This is a genomic window from Variovorax sp. 54, assembly GCF_002754375.1.
GTDB lineage: Bacteria > Pseudomonadota > Gammaproteobacteria > Burkholderiales > Burkholderiaceae_C > Variovorax.
This window is the reverse complement of sequence record NZ_PEFF01000001.1, coordinates 5,487,003-5,503,131: the sequence shown is the minus strand read 5'-3', so window position 1 is coordinate 5,503,131 and position 16,129 is coordinate 5,487,003. Positions and strand designations below refer to the sequence as shown.

Annotated in this window: 12 protein-coding genes; 11 read left to right on the top strand and 1 reads right to left on the bottom strand. The window is 70.9% G+C overall.

Going from position 1 to position 16,129, the window contains the following annotated elements:
- Positions 1-9: 9 nt before the first annotated feature.
- From CLU95_RS25120 to CLU95_RS25105, 4 genes are read left to right on the top strand one after another with little or no spacing between them, the layout of a single operon-like run.
- Positions 10-1,365, top strand: a complete 1,356-nt coding sequence (locus tag CLU95_RS25120; RefSeq protein WP_099796106.1) for an aromatic ring-hydroxylating dioxygenase subunit alpha — start codon at positions 10-12, stop codon at positions 1,363-1,365.
- Positions 1,362-1,850 carry an aromatic-ring-hydroxylating dioxygenase subunit beta gene (locus tag CLU95_RS25115; RefSeq protein ID WP_099796105.1) on the top strand — a complete coding sequence of 163 codons (489 nt, stop codon included), beginning with the start codon at positions 1,362-1,364 and terminating at the stop codon, positions 1,848-1,850. The genes CLU95_RS25120 and CLU95_RS25115 overlap by 4 nt, the downstream gene beginning before the upstream one ends.
- A complete protein-coding gene (locus tag CLU95_RS25110) occupies positions 1,847-2,440 on the top strand; it encodes a cysteine hydrolase family protein (RefSeq protein ID WP_099796104.1) in 594 nt (197 codons plus the stop codon). Before CLU95_RS25115 ends, CLU95_RS25110 begins: the two co-directional genes overlap by 4 nt.
- Entirely contained in the window at positions 2,437-3,222 is a 786-nt protein-coding gene (locus CLU95_RS25105; RefSeq protein WP_099796103.1) for an SDR family oxidoreductase, read from the top strand. Before CLU95_RS25110 ends, CLU95_RS25105 begins: the two co-directional genes overlap by 4 nt.
- Positions 3,223-3,229: 7 nt before the next feature.
- Here CLU95_RS25105 and CLU95_RS25100 read toward each other — a convergent pair whose 3' ends face one another.
- Positions 3,230-4,198 carry a helix-turn-helix domain-containing protein gene (locus CLU95_RS25100; RefSeq protein WP_099797473.1) on the bottom strand — a complete coding sequence of 323 codons (969 nt, stop codon included), beginning with the start codon at positions 4,196-4,198 and terminating at the stop codon, positions 3,230-3,232.
- Between the two features lie 145 nt (positions 4,199-4,343).
- Between CLU95_RS25100 and gnd the strand changes: the two genes are divergently transcribed.
- The 7 genes from gnd to CLU95_RS25065 all read left to right on the top strand — a co-directional run bounded on the left by gnd (position 4,344) and on the right by CLU95_RS25065 (position 16,126).
- A complete protein-coding gene (gene gnd / locus CLU95_RS25095) occupies positions 4,344-5,768 on the top strand; it encodes a decarboxylating NADP(+)-dependent phosphogluconate dehydrogenase (protein WP_099797472.1) in 1,425 nt (474 codons plus the stop codon).
- Positions 5,769-5,905: 137 nt separating this feature from the next.
- Positions 5,906-7,555: a DUF2138 family protein gene (locus CLU95_RS25090; RefSeq protein ID WP_099796102.1), complete on the top strand. Its 1,650-nt coding sequence runs from the start codon at positions 5,906-5,908 to the stop codon at positions 7,553-7,555.
- Positions 7,552-8,229, top strand: coding sequence for a DUF1175 family protein (locus tag CLU95_RS25085; RefSeq protein WP_257214727.1), 678 nt, complete (start codon positions 7,552-7,554; stop codon positions 8,227-8,229). The genes CLU95_RS25090 and CLU95_RS25085 overlap by 4 nt, the downstream gene beginning before the upstream one ends.
- 2 nt (positions 8,230-8,231) lie before the next feature.
- On the top strand, positions 8,232-12,944 hold the full coding sequence (locus CLU95_RS25080) for an MG2 domain-containing protein (protein ID WP_218967444.1): 4,713 nt from the start codon (positions 8,232-8,234) through the stop codon (positions 12,942-12,944).
- A 22-nt stretch (positions 12,945-12,966) separates the two neighbouring features.
- Positions 12,967-14,685 (top strand): DUF2300 domain-containing protein, encoded by a 1,719-nt coding sequence (locus CLU95_RS25075; protein WP_099796100.1) that lies wholly within the window; start codon positions 12,967-12,969, stop codon positions 14,683-14,685.
- Positions 14,682-15,488 carry a YfaP family protein gene (locus CLU95_RS25070; RefSeq protein ID WP_099796099.1) on the top strand — a complete coding sequence of 269 codons (807 nt, stop codon included), beginning with the start codon at positions 14,682-14,684 and terminating at the stop codon, positions 15,486-15,488. The genes CLU95_RS25075 and CLU95_RS25070 overlap by 4 nt, the downstream gene beginning before the upstream one ends.
- A 68-nt stretch (positions 15,489-15,556) precedes the next feature.
- A complete protein-coding gene (locus CLU95_RS25065) occupies positions 15,557-16,126 on the top strand; it encodes a GNAT family N-acetyltransferase (protein ID WP_099796098.1) in 570 nt (189 codons plus the stop codon).
- Positions 16,127-16,129 lie beyond the last annotated feature (3 nt).

Here is a 16,129-nt window from a genome sequence, read left to right as displayed (position 1 = left end):
ACCCACCCGATGAATTCCGTGATCCCCATCATCCCCATCGCGGCGACAAACCCGATCGACATCCAGTCGCTCGTGCAGCCCGACCGCGTGCACAAGCGCGTCTACACCGACCCCGCCATCTTCGAGCTGGAGATGGACCGCGTGTTCGGCCAGGCCTGGATCTACATCGGCCACGAAAGCCAGGTGCCCAAGCCCGGCGACTACTTCACCACCCGCCTGGGCCGCGAGCCCGTGGTGATGGTGCGGCACACCGACGGCCAGGTGCATGTGATGTTCAACCGCTGCCCGCACAAGGGCGCCAAGCTCGTGCCCGACGGCAGCGGCAGCGCCGGCAAGTTCCTGCGCTGCCTGTACCACGGCTGGACCTTCAAGTGCGACGGCAGCCTGCTGTCGGTGCCGCTGCGCAGCGGCTACGAATGCACCGCGCTCGATTTGAAAGACCCGCAGTACGGCGTGCGCAAGGTGGCGCGCGTGGCCACGCACCGCGGCTTCGTGTTCGCCAGCCTGTCGGAAGACGGACCTGAGTTGAAGGAATTCCTGGGCGGCGTGGCCACGTCACTCGACAACTTCTGCGACCGCGCGCCCGAGGGCGAAGTCGAGGTGGCCGGCGGCGTGCAACGCGTGGTCCAGCGCAACAACTGGAAGATCTTTTTCGAGAACCTGCACGACACCATCCACGCCGTGGCCACGCACGAGTCGTCGTGGCGCGCGGCCAAGGAAGAGCACGAGTCCATGCCGGCCGGCACGCCCAAGCCCTTCGAGGTGGTGATCGTCGACGGCAACGGCGAGCCGCTGGAGTTCTGGGAAAAGCTGGAGCTCAAGGGCTACGACCACGGCCACGGCTTCATGGAAGGCATCTTCGTGCCGCCGACCGATCCGGTGAGCCTGGCCTACGTGGCCTCGCTCGAAGCTGCGAAGGGCGCCGAGCGCACCGACGAGATCCTGCGCGTGAACCGGCACAACACCATCGTGTACCCGAGCTGTTCGCCGCACACCTCATTCCAGCAGATCCGCGTGATCCGGCCGCTGTCGGTGGACCGCACGCTGGTCGAGATCTTCAGCTTCCGGCTGAAGGGCGCGCCCGAGGCCACCTTCCAGCGCACGCTCAAGTACACCAACATCGTCAACGCGCCCTCGTCGAACGTGATGTCCGACGACCTGGAGGCCTACAACCGCGTGCAGGAAGGCCTGGGCTCCGACGGCGGCGACTGGGTCAGCATGCACCGCGCGGCGGGGCGCGACCAGCCGCTGCCGGGCGGACGCGCGTCCAACGGCAACAGCGAGATGCCCTCGCGCAACATGTTCGCGGCGTGGGCCGGGTACATGGGTGTCGACACGAGCACACAGACCGGGAGTGCCGAATGAACTTCCGCGACTGGAACGAACAGCAGGACCTCACGCAGTTCCTGCACCACGAGGCACGCCTGCTCGACGAGCACCGCTGGGACGAATGGCAGAAGCTCTTCACGCCCGACGGCCTGTACTGGGTGCCGCTGGTGCACGGCCAGGTCGACCACCTCAACCACGCCTCGCTGTTCTGCGAGGACGCCCTGCTGCGCTCGATGCGCGCGCGGCGGCTCGAGCAGGCCCGCGCCTATTCGCAGCAGCCGCCCACGCGCACCGTGCACGTGCTGGGCAACATCGCGCTCGAATCGCGCGACGACGACGCCACCTGCACCGTGCGCTCGACCTTCCTGCTGCTGGAGTGGCGCAAGACCGAACAGCGCACCTTCGGCGGCAGCGTGCTGCACACGCTGCGCCGCGCCGACGACGGCTGGCGCATCCAGACCAAGCGCATCGACCTCGTCAACTGCGACGCGCCGCACGAAGCCCTGCAGGTGTTCCTGTGAAGGCCGCGCTGCTGGCGATGCACTACCAGAACGACGTGCTGCACGTCGACGGCAAGGTGCGCGTGGGCGTGGCCGCCGACGATCCCGCGCGCCCGCGCCTCATCGCCTCGGCCGCACGGCTCATCGCCGGTGCGCGCGCGAACGGCGTGCCGGTGATCTTCGTGCGCATCGCCTTCGCGCCGGACTACTCGGACTGCCTGCGCAACTGCACGCTGTTCCGGCGCGTGGCCGAGAGCGGCGCGGTGCAGGAAGGCAGCTGGGGCGCCGGGTTCTACGACGAACTCGCGCCGCGGCCGGGCGAGGCCGTCGTCACCCACAAGCGCAACAACCCCTTCTGGGCCAGCGGGCTCGAAGAAGTAGTGCGTGCCACCGGTGCCAGCCGCCTGTACGTGGCCGGCATCGCGACCAACCACGTCGTCGAGCACGGCGCGCGCCATGCGAGCGACCTGGGCTACGACGTGGCCGTGGTCGCCGACGCCTGCAGCACCGCGCACGCGCACCTGCAGGCAGCCAGCCTGGAAACCCTGGCGATGCTCGCGGACGTGGTGCGCGTGGACGATGCGGTCGCGCAAATGGGAGGCCGGCCATGACGACGCTGCAAGGCAAGGTCGCCGTCGTGACGGGCGCCGCCGCGCTGCTGGGCAGCGCCATCGTGCGCGCCTTCGTGCAGGCCGGCGCGCGCGTGGTGGCGGTCGATATCGACACGGCGCGCGGCGCCGCACTGGCGGCTGATTTGGGCGCAGGCTGCCGCTTCGTCGCCTGCGACATCGCTTCGGACGACGCGCTCGACGCGCTCGTGGCCGGCACGCTGCGCACCGAAGGCCGCATCGACTTCCTCATCAACAACGCGGTGGTCTACGGCGATGCGGGCCTGGATTCCGCGCGCGCCGAGTGGCTGGGCGCGCTGAACGTCAACCTGGTCTCGGGCGCGATGCTGGTGCAGAAGACCGCCGACGCGCTGGCCGCGCACGGCGGCGCCATCGTGAACATGGGCAGCGTCGGCGGCAAGTTCGGCGCGGCGGGCCGGGCGCTGTACCCCGCGGCCAAGGCCGCCATCCTGCAGCTCACGCGCAACCAGGCCGCCACGCTCGCGCCGCGGGGCGTGCGCGTGAACTCGGTGTCGCCGGGCTGGACCTGGTCGGACGCGCTGTCGCGCATGGCGAACGGCGACCGTGCACGGGCCGACCGCGTCGGCGCACCGATGCACCCGCTGGGCCGCGTGGGAGACGGCGACGACGTGGCGCAGGTGGTGCTGTTCCTGTGCTCGGACGCGGCGCGCTTCGTGACCGGTGCGGACATCCCGGTCGATGGCGGCTTCTCGATGCTGGGGCCGGACCAGGGGCGCTCGGCGCGGGACTGGTTCGAGGCGTAGCCGCCGTTCAGCCGCGCGACTGCCGCAGCGCGCCCGGCGTGCCGCCCAGATGGCGGCGGCACAGGCGCACGAAGTGCGAGGCGTCCGCCAGCCCGACGCGCAGGCCGATCTGCGCCACGCTCAGGCGGTCGAAGCGCGCGTCGGCCAGCATGCGCTGCGCCACCTGCATGCGGCAGGCGGCCAGCGCGTTGGCGAACGTCGTCGCGCCCTCGCCCCCTTCCGCGAGGCAGCGGTGCAGGCTGCGCTCCGAAATGCCGAGCCCTTGTGCGACGGCTCCCGCTGTGAGGCCCGGTTCGGCATGGCGCTCGCGCGTGGCGTCGAGCACGCGCTGACGCCAGGCGGCGCGGCCACACGCGTCGGGCACCGCCACGCCGGGACCGAGTGCCAAGGCCAGCAGCCCGCCGAGCTGGTCGGCCAGCAGCGCCACCGGCAGCGGCGGCCGGCTGGCCACTTCGGGCGACAGCGCCCGGGCAAAGCCGCTGAGCGCCGCGCCCCAGCCGCTGTGCCCGTCGATGCGGCGCGCGACATGGTCGCCGGCATCGGGCAGCCACGACTCGACCCAGGCGGTCGGCAGCTCGATCGACACGGTGTCGGCCGACTGCTGCAGGTGAAAGGCGTAGCAGCGCCGCGAATCGACCAGCACCGCGTCGCCGGGCAGCAGGCGCGCCGAGCGCTCCTCCTGCACCGCGACCCAGGGCGAGTCGGCCTTGCACAGCAGGTAGTAGTAGTTCTGGCGGCTGTGGGCGATGGCACGACGGGTGCGGTACACGTCCTGCGCGCTGCCGCGCACCCGGTTCACGTGCAGCGGCCCGAGCGGCGCGGACTCGAGCGAGGCGCCGAAGCCACCGGCCTGCGGGCTGGTCACGTCCATCTCGAGAAAGCCTTCGCAGACTGCGCCGATCCAGTAGTCCAGCCGCTGCGGTGGCGGCACCGCGTCGGTCGACCAGGTGTGGATCGCTGCAGGGGTTGCGGACATGGCGGCGGAGGTCATCCCGCCAACATAGCCAGCCCGGGCCCGTTTGCCAAGCGGGTATAGACGCCCTCCGACGCCGCGCCGCGCGGGTGCCCGGCACAATGACCGGCTACTTTTTCAACTGCACATGCACGAAGGGCCCGCACACATGAGCAAGCAGCAAAGCGATTTCGGATTGATCGGCCTGGCCGTGATGGGACAGAACCTGGTGCTGAACGTGGAAAGCCGCGGCTTCCAGGTCAGCGTCTACAACCGCACCGAGGCCACCACCGAGACCTTCATTGCCGCCAATCCCGGCAAGAAGCTCGTGGGCGCCAAGACGCTCGAGGAATTCGTTCAAAGCCTGGCCAAGCCCCGCAAGATCCAGATCATGGTGAAGGCCGGCGCGCCGGTCGACCAGGTGATCGAACAGCTGATCCCCCTGCTCGACAAAGACGACATCGTCATCGACGGCGGCAACAGCCTCTACACCGACACCGAGCGCCGCGACGCCTATCTGAGCAGCAAGGGCCTGCGCTTCATCGGCGCGGGCGTGTCGGGCGGCGAGGAAGGCGCGCGCAAGGGGCCATCGATCATGCCGGGCGGCCCGCTCTCGACCTGGGAGGTGATGAAGCCGATCTTCGAGAGCATCGCAGCCAAGGTGGACGGCGAGCCCTGCGTCATTCACATTGGCCCGGGCGGCGCGGGCCACTACGTGAAGATGGTGCACAACGGCATCGAGTACGGCGACATGCAGCTGATCTGCGAGGCCTACAGCCTGTTCAAGGCGGCCGGCTTCACGACCGACGAGATGGCCGCGATCTTCAACGAATGGAACGACGGCGAGCTGCAGAGCTACCTGATCCAGATCACCGCCAAGGCGCTCGAACAGAAAGACCCGGAAACGGGCCAGCCGGTGGTCGACCTCATCCTCGACAAGGCCGGCCAGAAAGGCACGGGCCAGTGGACGCTGCTGAACGCGGCCGAGAACGCGGTGGTCATCAGCACCATCAACGCCGCGGTCGAAGCGCGCGTGCTGTCGTCGCAGAAGAAGGCGCGCGTGGCGGCCAGTCAGCTGCTGCACGGGCCGGTGCCCGCGCTGTCGCTGGAGAAGCAGGCGCTGGTGGCCAAGGTGCACGACGCGCTCTATGCCTCGAAGGTCATCAGCTACACGCAGGGCTTCGACCTCATCCAGACGATGGGCGAGAAGAAAGGCTGGAAGCTCGACCTGGCAGGCATCGCGTCGATCTGGCGCGGCGGCTGCATCATCCGCGCGCGCTTCCTGAACCGCATCACCGACGCCTTCCGCACCGACCCGGCGCTGGGCAACCTGATGCTCGACCCGTTCTTCCAGGACCTGCTGAACCGCACGCAGCAGAACTGGCGCGAGGTGGTGGCGCTGGCGGTCAGCAACGGCATCCCGGTGCCGGCCTTCAGCGCGTCGCTGGCCTACTACGACAGCTACCGCACGGCACGCCTGAGCGCGAACCTGCTGCAGGCGCAGCGCGACTTCTTCGGGGCGCACACGTACGAGCGCGTGGACAAGCCCGAAGGCCGGTTCTTCCACACCGACTGGCCCGAAGTCATCGACTGAACGCGCGCCGGCGAGCGCGGTGGCATCGCTTCACAGCGACTTCACCGAGACTTCATGGGACGCCCCCATGGACCCTGCCAGAATCAAGGCCATGCGCCGCCGGGGGGTGGCGCTGCCTTCATGCAGGGTAGGGATTCATGGACACAAGAAAAAAATGGATGGTCGCGGGCGTCGCGGCGATCGTGCTGGTGGGTGCCGGCGTGGCCTTCGTCAAGATGCGGCGCTCGCACTTCGACGGCGACATCAACGCCCTCAACGTGGACCTGTCGGCACCGTATGCCTACATCGCCACCCCCGCGCTCTCGCGCCTGCCGCGCGACATCGTGCAGGCACCGGTGGTGCGCGACGTGCTCACCGAAGATTTCGCCTTCTATTACGAAAACCAGGAAGACCGGCTGAGCCTGCGCGGCGCGATCAAGCGCATCGCGTACGAGCGCGACACCACCTGGACCGACCAGCTACTGGCCGCGGCCCTGGACGAGCCGGCCGAAATGGCCTGGTGGCCCGATGCCAAGGGCGCCCCGCGCTACTGGGCGCTGACCATGACCCGCGGCGCAGTGGCCACCGCCCTGCAGGGCCTGGCGGGCATCGCCGCCAAGGACTCGCAGCTGAGCATCATCGGCACGCTGCGCGCCAACGGAAATGACGTGAATGCCTACGCGCTGGTGCTGTCGCCGCGTCGCACGCTGGTGCTGCTGTCGCAGGGCAACCGCGTGGTGGTGCTGAGCGACCCGGGCCTGCTGTTCAACAACGAAAGCCAGGCCAGCGGACCGGCCCTGGAGGTGGTCGAGGGCCTGCTGTCGGGCGACACCCGTTCGCAATCGGCCTGGCGCCGCGGCTTCGGGCTCGGTGAAGAAGGCGCCGCCGCGCCGGGCAGCTCGGCGATCGTGGCCGATGCGCGGCTGCTGTCCTTCGGCTACCAGCACTTCTTTCCGGGCGTGCAGGCCGTTCGCTTCGACGTCGCACCCCACGGCGCCGCGCTGCGCACGGCCGTGCGCGTGAAGGCGGCCGGCACCCTGCCCGCCGCACCGGGCGACCGCGAACTGTGGTCCGCCCTGCCGGCCAACCCCGCGGCCTGCGCCATGCTGCCGGTCGAATGGGCGCAGATGGACGCGCTGATGAAAGACGCCCCGGCGGCGCCGAACGCCGAGGCGATGAAGGCCCTGGCCGCGCAGTTCGACGGCCCCGCCGCCGTCTGCTGGTACGCCCGCTCGCAGCTGCACACGCCGCTGTTCGTCGCGCAGATGAAGGCATCGGCCGGCCCCGAGACCGATGCCACGCTCGCCGGCCTGGCGGACTGGCTGATCTCGACCGACGCCACGCGCACCGACCCGGCGGCGAAACCCGGCGTCGGCCAGTGGCAAAGCCAGGTGACCGGCCCCTGGGGGCCGTATGCCGACGGCGACGACAAGGCCTACCGGCCCACCCTGGCCCGGCAAGGCCGATGGGTCGCGTTCTCGCCCGACGACAAGCTGGTCGAGCTGGCGCTGAACACCCAGGCCAAGCGCTACCCGGGCGTGGCCGACACGCTGCCGCCGGCCGGCGGCACCACGCTGGTGGTCGGCGCGCCCACGCAGATCGCCGACCTGTTGCAGCGCGAGGCCATGGCCGTGCTGCCTGCCGATCAGGAAATTCTTCGCCAGGCGGCCCAGCAGCACCTGGTGCCGCGCCTGAATGCGCTGCGCAAGCTGCCACCGGCACGGGCCGTGGCGCAAGGCGCGGGCGACAGCAACGGCTGGGTGCCGGTCGAGTGGCAGGCGATGTCGGCGGCGCCGCAGTCCAAGTGACGCGCCGCGCCATCACCGCCGGCATCGATCGCCGGACGGCGCTCGGCCGGGGCGCTGCGCTGGCGCTGGCGTCCGCGATGCCGGCGCTGCCCACCCTGGCAGCCGATACACCCGCGCTGAACCGTGAACAGTCCGCACACTTTCGCGACTGGATGACGCTGCTGATCCACGAACAGATCGAGCGCGGCCCCACGCCGCGCTGGACGCACCGCGACTGCGCGGGGCTGGTGCGCTTCTCGGTGGCCGAGTCGCTGCGCGAACACGACGTGGCCTGGCGCCGCGCCAACGGTTTGCTCGCGCGCCGCCTGCCGCCCGACATCGACCCGGCCGCCGCGGCGCCGCTGCGCAACACCTGGCGGCGCGCCGACGGCACGCGCGACGCCTACGTCGGTGCACTCGAGCTGGTGCAGGAGAACACGCGCTTCGTCACGCGCCAGCTGCAGCAGGCGCTCTTGGGCGACATGCTGTTCTACGACCAGGGCGACGAGCAGCACCTCATGGTGTGGATGGGCAACTACATCGCCTATCACACGGGCCGCGTGCTGCCCGGCGACAACGGCCTGCGCGCCGTGCGCGCCACCCAGCTGCTCGGCTGGAGCGACACGCGCTGGCGCCCCACCGACGACAACCCCAATTTCGCCGGTGTCTACCGGCTCGCCTTTCTCGCACGATGACCATGCACACACCTGTCCCGTCCCCGTGGCCCTTGTGGCGGCGTCTTGTTCCACTGGCACTCGCGGCGGCCACCGCGTTCACGGCGATGCAGCCGCTGACGACGAACGCAGCGGACGAGCCCCAACCCCAGCCGCTGGAGAACAGCCGCTCGGCCTACACCGGCGAGCCCTTCTTCCTGCTCTCCGACGCCACCTTCGCCAGCGACCAGACGGCCCGTGTCCGCCTGGAAGTGAACCAGCCCTCGGCGCTGGAACAGGTGGGCGGCGTGGACGTGCTGGTCTACAGGATTCCCGACGCCCTCGCCTTCCTGCAGAAGCAGAAGAACCTGCACCGCGTGCAGGTGGGTGCGCGTGCCGCCGACGAAGGCCTGGCCAACACGCTCACCCACCTGTGGGACAGCTGGGTCGTCAAGGCGCGCCTGGCCTGGCAGCAGATGTTCTCGGCCAACGCGCGCCGCGCCGTGACGCAGCAGGCGCCCGAACTGAAGACGCCCGCCAGGCTCAAGCAGCCCTCGGTCTTCGAGGAGCCCCGGCAGTTCCGCCCGATCCCGGGCCTGCCGGTGGTGGAGCGCTTTCGCTACCCGGTGCACAAGGCGCAGCCGATCGGCCTGCCCAAGGGCGTGAAGCTGGAAGGCTCCAGCAGCGAATTCATCAACGCCTCGCAAGGCAACGTGTTCGTGCCGGTGGGCAAGCGCACGCCGGGGCTGTACCTGGTGGAAGCCATCAGCGGCCAGTTCCGCGCGACCACGCTGCTGTTCGTGTCGGACACCGTGGCCATCACCAAGGTCTCGGGCGACCAGATGCTGGTGTGGGCGGCGCAGCGCGCAGCCGGCGCGCCGGTGCCCGGCACCAAAGTGGTCTGGACCGACGGCGTCGGCGTGCTCAAGAGCGGCGAGGCCGATGCCCAGGGCCTGGTGAAGCTCGAGCGCCAATCGCCCGAGCAGACCTACGTGTTCGGCCAGGACCCCGCAGGCGGCGTCTTCATTTCCGAAAACTTCTACTACGACAGCGAGATCTACAACGCCAAGGTCTACACCGTGACCGACCGCCCGCTGTACCGCCCGGGCGACTCGGTGAACGTGAAAGTGAGCGGGCGCGAGTTTCGCAGCGCGCGCGAATCCGTCGCCCTGAAAGACGCCGACCTGGCGCTCGCCGTGCTCGACCCCGCCGGCCAGGTGGTGCATGCGCAGAAGCTCGCCTTCTCGGGCGCCAAGGGCGCGGACGCGCGCTTTGCGTTGCCCGACAACGCCGTGGCCGGCGGCTACGAGCTGCGCCTGGCCATGGGCGGCGACACCTACACCGCCGCCTTCCGCGTGGCCGACTACCAGAAGCCGCATTTCGACATCGTGCTGCTGCCCGAGAAGGCCGACTTCAAGACCGGCGAGGCCGTCGGCGGCAAGCTGCAGCTGAACTACCCCGACGGCAAGCCGGTGGCGCGTGCACGCGTGAGCCTCACGGCGCGCTCGCAGAAGCTGGCCATGGTGAACGGCGAACTCGACTACGCCGGCCAGTTCCCGGTGAAGCTGCAGCAGGCCGAGCTGGAGACCGACGGCGACGGCATCGCGAAGTTCTCGCTGCCCGCGGCCACCGAGCCCAGCCGCTACCTGCTCACGGCGTTGGCCACCGACGGCGCGGCCTACCGCGTGCGCACCTCGCGCGAGATTCTGGTGGAGCGCGGCGCGGCCTCGTTCCGCCTCGCGGCCGACCGCCAGTTCTCGCAGCCGGGACAAGCGGTGGGCTTCAAGCTCGCGGCCAGCCAGCGCGCCGGCGCCACGGCGGCAGCCGATACACCCGCCACGCCAGCGCGCCCCGCCACCTGGCAATGGGTGCGCCTGGAAGACCGCACCAAGCAGTCGGGCCCCATGCCAACCGGCGACACGCTGTCGGTCAGCTTCCCGACGCCGGGCAGCTACACGCTCTCGCTGCTGGACGACAAGGGCCGCATCGTCGGCGCCGCCAGCCACTGGGTGAGCGGCGACGGCGTGAAGGCGCCCGCCGGCAGCGTCGGCATGGTGCTCGACCGCACGAGCTACCGCGCGGGCGACACGGCCCAGGTGCTGGTGAGCTTTCCCGAGCCGGTGGACAACGCCCTGCTCACGCTGGAGCGCGACCGCGTCGAAGCCACCGCGCTGATGGGCAGGAACACCGACTGGATCAAAAGCGAGCGCATCGCCCCCACGCAGTGGAAGTTCACGCTGCCCGTGCGCGACGTCATGAGCCCCAACATGACACTGTCGGTGGCCTACGTGAAGAACGGCGACTACGTGTTCCAGAACCAGGGAGTCAGGGTCGAGCAGGAGCGCATCGCGCTGGCCTTCACGCCCGACAAGGCGGTGTATGCGCCCGGCGACACCGTCACCATCGACGTGAGTGCCACGCTGGCGGGCAAGCCCGTGGCCACCGACCTCGCCGTGGGCGTGGTCGACGAAATGATCTACGTGCTGCAGCCCGAGATCGCGCCGGCCATCGGCGACTTCTTCTATCACCCGCGCCGCAACAACGTGCGCACCAGCGCCAGCCTGTCCTTCATCGGCTACGACCTCGCGACCAGCAAGCTGGGCACGCTGCCGGGCGCGCGCCAGGTCAACGACCGCGCGGTGAAGGTGCTGGAGCGGCCGCGCCGCGACAACATCGACACCGCCGCCTGGGAGCCGCGGCTGGCGACCGACGCCTCCGGCCACACGCGCTTCAGCTTCACCATGCCCGACTCGCTCACGCGCTGGCGCATCACCGGCCGCGCCATGAGCGCCGGCGGCGCGGTGGGCCAGCAGGTGGGCTGGGTGCGCTCCGACAAGGCCTTCTACGCCAAGTGGACCAGCCCCGACTGGCAGCGCCAGGGCGACAAGGCGCAGGCCTCGCTGGCCCTGTTCAACCAGACCGGGCGCGAAGCCAAGGTCGAATGGAGCGCCAGCGGCGCGGGCGTGGAGCGCAAGGACACCGTCACGGTGCGCCCCGGCGTCAACTTCATCGCCCTGCCGCTCGCTGCGGGCGACGCAGACAAGTCGGGCGCGGTCAGCGTCACGCTGCGCCAGGACGCCCGCGTGGTCGACACGCTCGACGTGCCCGTGCGCCGCCTCCCGGTGGCCTGGCGCGCGCCGCGCGACAAGGCACTCGACCTCGCGGCAGGCAGTGCCCCGCTGGCCTTGCCCGCCGACGCATCGCGCGTGCGCGTTTCGCTCGCGCAGGACGCCGCGGCCGGCGCCTTCAGCCAGCAGATCGACGCCCTCATCGACACCCCGCGCGGCAGCGTGGAGCAGACCGCCAGCCGCATGCTCCCGCTGTCGCTCGCGCTGCAATCGCTGTCGGCGGCGCAGCAGCCGATGGCGCCGGCGCTGATGCAGCGCCTGGCCACGGCGCGGCTCTCGATCGCGCAGATGGCCGGCCCGCAGGCGCAGTTCGGATGGTGGGGACGCGGCATGCCCAACGATGCCTTCCTGACTGCCTACGCCTACTACGCCGACTGGCGCGCCACCCAGGCGCTGCGCGTGACGCTGCCGGCCTCGAACTGGCAGCGACTGCTCGACGTCTACGCCAAGGACGGCCAGAAGCTGCCGCCGCTGCAGCGCGCGCTGGCGCTGTCGTGGATGCAGGAGATGGGCCTGCCCGTGGGCTCGATGGCCGGCGGCCTCGCCGACCAACTGGCCGCCCAGCCGGCCAGCGATGCCACGCAACTGGCACAACGCCGCGGCAGCCTCGCGATGGTGGACGCCACGCTTCCCAACGCCCCGGACACCCGCGACATGGCGCTCGTGCTGGCCGTGCAGACCGCCGGCCCGACGGTCGCCAGCGCCAAGGCGCGCGCCGCCGCCGACGAAGCCGCCGCGCGCCTGGCCGGCGTCGACGCACCGCTGGTGCAGGCGCTGCTGATGGCCACGCAACGCGCGAGCGCCGACAAGGCCGCGGCGGTGCTGGGCCAGATCCGCGCCGACACGCCTTCCATCGACCGTGCGCAGACGTTGCTGTGGCTGCACCGCGCGCTCGGCGGCAGCCGGCTCGCCGCCGGCACGGACGCGGCGCCGTCCCTCGGCGCGCCCTGGGTGCGCGCCACCGACGGCACCGGCACGAGCTGGCGCCTGCCCCCCGGCGCCGCCGCACCGGCCACGCTGGAGCTGCCTGCCGGGCAGAAGGCGGCCTGGGCCTTCGTGAGCTACGAGAGCAACGAGGCGCAGGCGCCCGCGCTCGACGCGAAGGTCGAGCGCACGCTGTGGCGCGTGGTCACCCAGCCGCGTCCCGCACCGGAGCCGCCGGCCGCGGCCGCGCCGGGCCAGCCTGCACCGGCGCCGGTCCCCGTGGTCAGCGACGGCCGCATCACGGTGAAGCTCGAAGCCGTGAAACCCGGCACGCCGCTGGACACCAACGCGCTCTACCTCGACCAGCTCACCGTCACGGCCCCGAAGGCCCTGCGCTGGAGCCTCGTGGAGGCCGCGCTGCCGCCGGGCGCGGCGGTGGAAGAAAGCACCTGGGGCATCGACATGGCCGACAGTGCCGGCAAGCTGCAGCCGATGGAGCGCGCACAGAGCCAGGCCACCGCGCAGGGCTACGCCGTGCCGCTGGACACGCTGGTGGCAGGCACGCCGCTGACCGTGCGCCACCTGGTCCGCTTCTCGCAGCGCGGCACCTTCAAGCTGCCGCCGGCGCGCCTGTTCCGCATGTACGAGCCCGAAGCCAAGGCCTTCGAAGGCGACGGCCGCTGGGCCGGCGTCGAAGTGCGCTGAAGACGCGGACGACAAGGCCTTCATGAAAGCGGCACGGGTGTTCTCGCGACTGGCAGCCTCGGGCGCCGGCGCGGTCGCGCTTGCCGTCGCGCTGGCCCTGCCCGCTCTCGCAGCGGCACCCACCAAAGTTCAACCGCGCCTGGCCTGGCTCACCGACGAAGGCATGGTCGCGGTCGAACGCACGCCACAAGGCACCACGCGCCTTCCCGCATCGGATGCCTTGCAGGCACCGCTGGGCAGCGTGTGGAAGCTCTTCGTCTACAGCTACCTGAGCGTCAACGCCACGCAGGAGCCGACCTACCGCTGTGCCAGCGCGCAGCGCCGCACCGACGACGAATACTGCTGCGACCCCGGTGCCAGCATCGGCCGCGCACAGGCGCTGGCCCAATCCTGCGGCCCCTACTTCGAACCCGCGCGCCTCGGCATCCGTGCCGCCGACTGGACGCGCTTCTGGCGTGACCACGACGCCCCCGCCTGGCTGCTGCGCCTGGACGCGATGCAGCCTGACACGCGGGTGCCCGTGTCCGAGTTGCTGGCCGCGCTGCGGCAGGTGCCCGCCTCCGCGCGCACGGCCGCGCGCCAGGCCCTGCAGCCCGTCACGGTGCGCGACGACGACGTGCTCGCCGCGCTGGGCGGCGGGCCGCGCCTGAAGACCTGGTCATGGCGCGAAGGCACGCAGCCCGTCGGCGGCGCCGCCGGCTGGCTGGCCGACGGCACGCCGTTCTGGTTCGGCGATGCCGGCACCAGCCGCAGCGCGCTGCGCGCCGACGCGACATGGATGGCCGCACAGTGGGCCGCCCATGGCCTGGCAGCGCCCGTGCCGGACGGCGTGGCCGTCAGCGCGCAGCCCTGCATCGCCGTCGACTTCTTCCAGCGCTACCCGATCACCATCGTGCAGCGCGCCGTGCCGGGCAACACCACCGCCGCACCGGCCGGCCCGTTGCGCGGGCGCTACCGCATCGCGTTCCAGAACGGTTCGCAGCTGGTGATGGAAGCCGTGCCCGCCCAGGTGCTGCGCTACGGCGCGGACGGCCCGCGCATCGCCGCGCGCCTGCCGCTCGAAGACTACGTGGCGCGCGTGCTCGATCGCGAAGGCGATGCACGCGAAACCGAAGCCGCCCGCGCCCTGGCCATTGCAGCGCGCACCTACGTGCTGCAGAACGCCACCGAGACCGGCGGCTGCCGCCAGATCGCCGACGACAGCCGCACGCAGCGCGTGAGCCCCAACCCGCCGAGCGCATCGGCGCGCGCCGTGGCCGCGTTCACCGAGGGCCTCGTGGTCGACGGGCAGGCGGTGCGCTACCACGGCGACCAGGCCTCGCCCGGCGTGATGTCGTGGCAGGCCGCGGTCGCTGCGGGGCGCCAGGGGCAGCCCTTTGCGGCCATCCTGCGCACGGCGTACCCGCGCGGCAGCCTGGCGTCGTTCCGGGCCGAGGCCGATTGCACGCCCCTGCCACAGGCGCAGCAATGGCTGGCCGAACGCCAGCAGCGCTGGCGCCGCGTGCTGCGCGCCGAGGCCGGCTTCCAGCCCGTGGACGACACGCTGCGCGTGTGCCAGCTCGCCATGGGCGTGCCCCATTCCGACCAGCGACGGCTGGTGATCCGGGTGCGCGAGTGGCACAGCCGCGAAGGCCGCGTCGCGCTCATCCACGAATACCTGCACCTCGCGTTCCGCGACCATCCCCACGGGCAGGACGAAACCTTCATCGAACGGCTTGCGCAGCAACTGGCAGACTCATGAACCACTCTTTTCTGGCGCACCGCGCCGCCTTCGCGGCCATCGGCCTGCTCTCTTGCCTTGCCGGCGTCGCAGCGCACGCCCAGACCACGCTCGACACCCCGCGCGGCGGCTGGCGCAACGCCCCGGCCCGGCAGCAGGACTTCGTGCAGGAAGTGCACTACCCGGCCAGCAGCGTGAACGCCAACGGACGCTCCGAGGCCTCGCTGATCCGCGGCCGCATCGCGGCCACGCCCAAATCAAAGGACGCGAAGGACACCGCCCCGCGCACGCCTGCGCGCCTCATCGTGGACGGCATCGCCATTCCGCTGCTGACCGACGAGAAGGGCAACTTTGCGCGGCCCTGGTCGTTCGGCAGCGGCAGCCACGGCGTGGAAGTGCGCTCGCCCAACGGCGAGGTGGCGCGCTCCCAGTTCTACGAGACGCAGGCCAGCCGCGTGCCCGTGAAGCTGCGCATCGTGCTGAGCTGGGACAGCGACAGCACCGACCTCGACCTGCACGTGGTCTCGCCCGACGGCCAGCACGTGTTCTACGGCGCGCGCGTGGCCCCCAACGGCGGCGCACTCGACGTGGACGTGACGACCGGCTTCGGCCCCGAGATCTTCGCCACGCCCAGCCCGGTGCAAGGGGCGTACCACGTGTTCGTGAACTACTTCGGCGCGGGCGAGCAGCGCGACGCCATCACGACCGCGCAGGTGGCGATCCTGCAGGACGAGGGCACGCCCAAGGAAAAGCAGCAGGTGTTTCGCGTGCCGCTGCGCAAGCCCGGCGAGCTGACGCTGGTGCATTCGTTCCTGGTGCCCTGAAGTGAAGAAGAGGCAGGAGCAGGGCATGTCTCGTTGACCTGCCATGGGGCGCGTGGCAAAACCCACCCATGGCAACGCAAGCGCCCCACGACTACCCCGGCCATCTTGTCGAAGACTGGCAACTCGCCGACGGCACGCGCTTGCGCATCCGGCCGATCCGCGCGGACGATCTTGAAATGCACACGGCCTTCGTGGCGAGCCTGTCGAACGAAACGGGCTACCACCGGCTGCTGTCGCCACGCAAGCCCCAGTCCGACGAGCTCTGGCGCATGACCCACATCGACTACGACCGCGAGCTCGCGCTCATCGCAACCGCTGCAGTCGACGGCGCCGAGCAGCAGATGGGCGTGGTGCGCTACGTGCGCGGGGACACGCCGGAGACGGCGCACATCGCCGAGTTCGCCATCGTGATCGCCGATGCGTGGCAGCACCACGGACTCGCCCTGAAGCTCATGCGCAAGCTGATCGATGCGGCCACCGCAGCCGGCGTGAAGCAGCTGGCGGACATCACGCTCTACGACAACGTCGGCATGCTGGCGCTGGCGCGCAAGCTGGGGTTCACGCTGCAGCGCGATCCGGGCAATCCCAACGTCACGCGGTTGAGGCTGGCGCTCGATGCGCCCGCGCCCGCACCCTAGGCA

Bases quoted from the DNA above. Each gene is read 5' to 3' on its own strand.
- CLU95_RS25120 (WP_099796106.1), top strand. From the start codon at position 10: ATGAATTCCGTGATCCCCATCATCCCCATCGCGGCGACAAACCCGATC.
- CLU95_RS25115 (WP_099796105.1), top strand. From the start codon at position 1,362: ATGAACTTCCGCGACTGGAACGAACAGCAGGACCTCACGCAGTTCCTG.
- CLU95_RS25105 (WP_099796103.1), top strand. From the start codon at position 2,437: ATGACGACGCTGCAAGGCAAGGTCGCCGTCGTGACGGGCGCCGCCGCG.
- CLU95_RS25100 (WP_099797473.1), bottom strand. From the start codon at position 4,198: ATGTCCGCAACCCCTGCAGCGATCCACACCTGGTCGACCGACGCGGTG.
- gnd (WP_099797472.1), top strand. From the start codon at position 4,344: ATGAGCAAGCAGCAAAGCGATTTCGGATTGATCGGCCTGGCCGTGATG.
- CLU95_RS25090 (WP_099796102.1), top strand. From the start codon at position 5,906: ATGGACACAAGAAAAAAATGGATGGTCGCGGGCGTCGCGGCGATCGTG.
- CLU95_RS25080 (WP_218967444.1), top strand. From the start codon at position 8,232: ATGCACACACCTGTCCCGTCCCCGTGGCCCTTGTGGCGGCGTCTTGTT.
- CLU95_RS25075 (WP_099796100.1), top strand. From the start codon at position 12,967: ATGAAAGCGGCACGGGTGTTCTCGCGACTGGCAGCCTCGGGCGCCGGC.
- CLU95_RS25070 (WP_099796099.1), top strand. From the start codon at position 14,682: ATGAACCACTCTTTTCTGGCGCACCGCGCCGCCTTCGCGGCCATCGGC.
- CLU95_RS25065 (WP_099796098.1), top strand. From the start codon at position 15,557: ATGGCAACGCAAGCGCCCCACGACTACCCCGGCCATCTTGTCGAAGAC.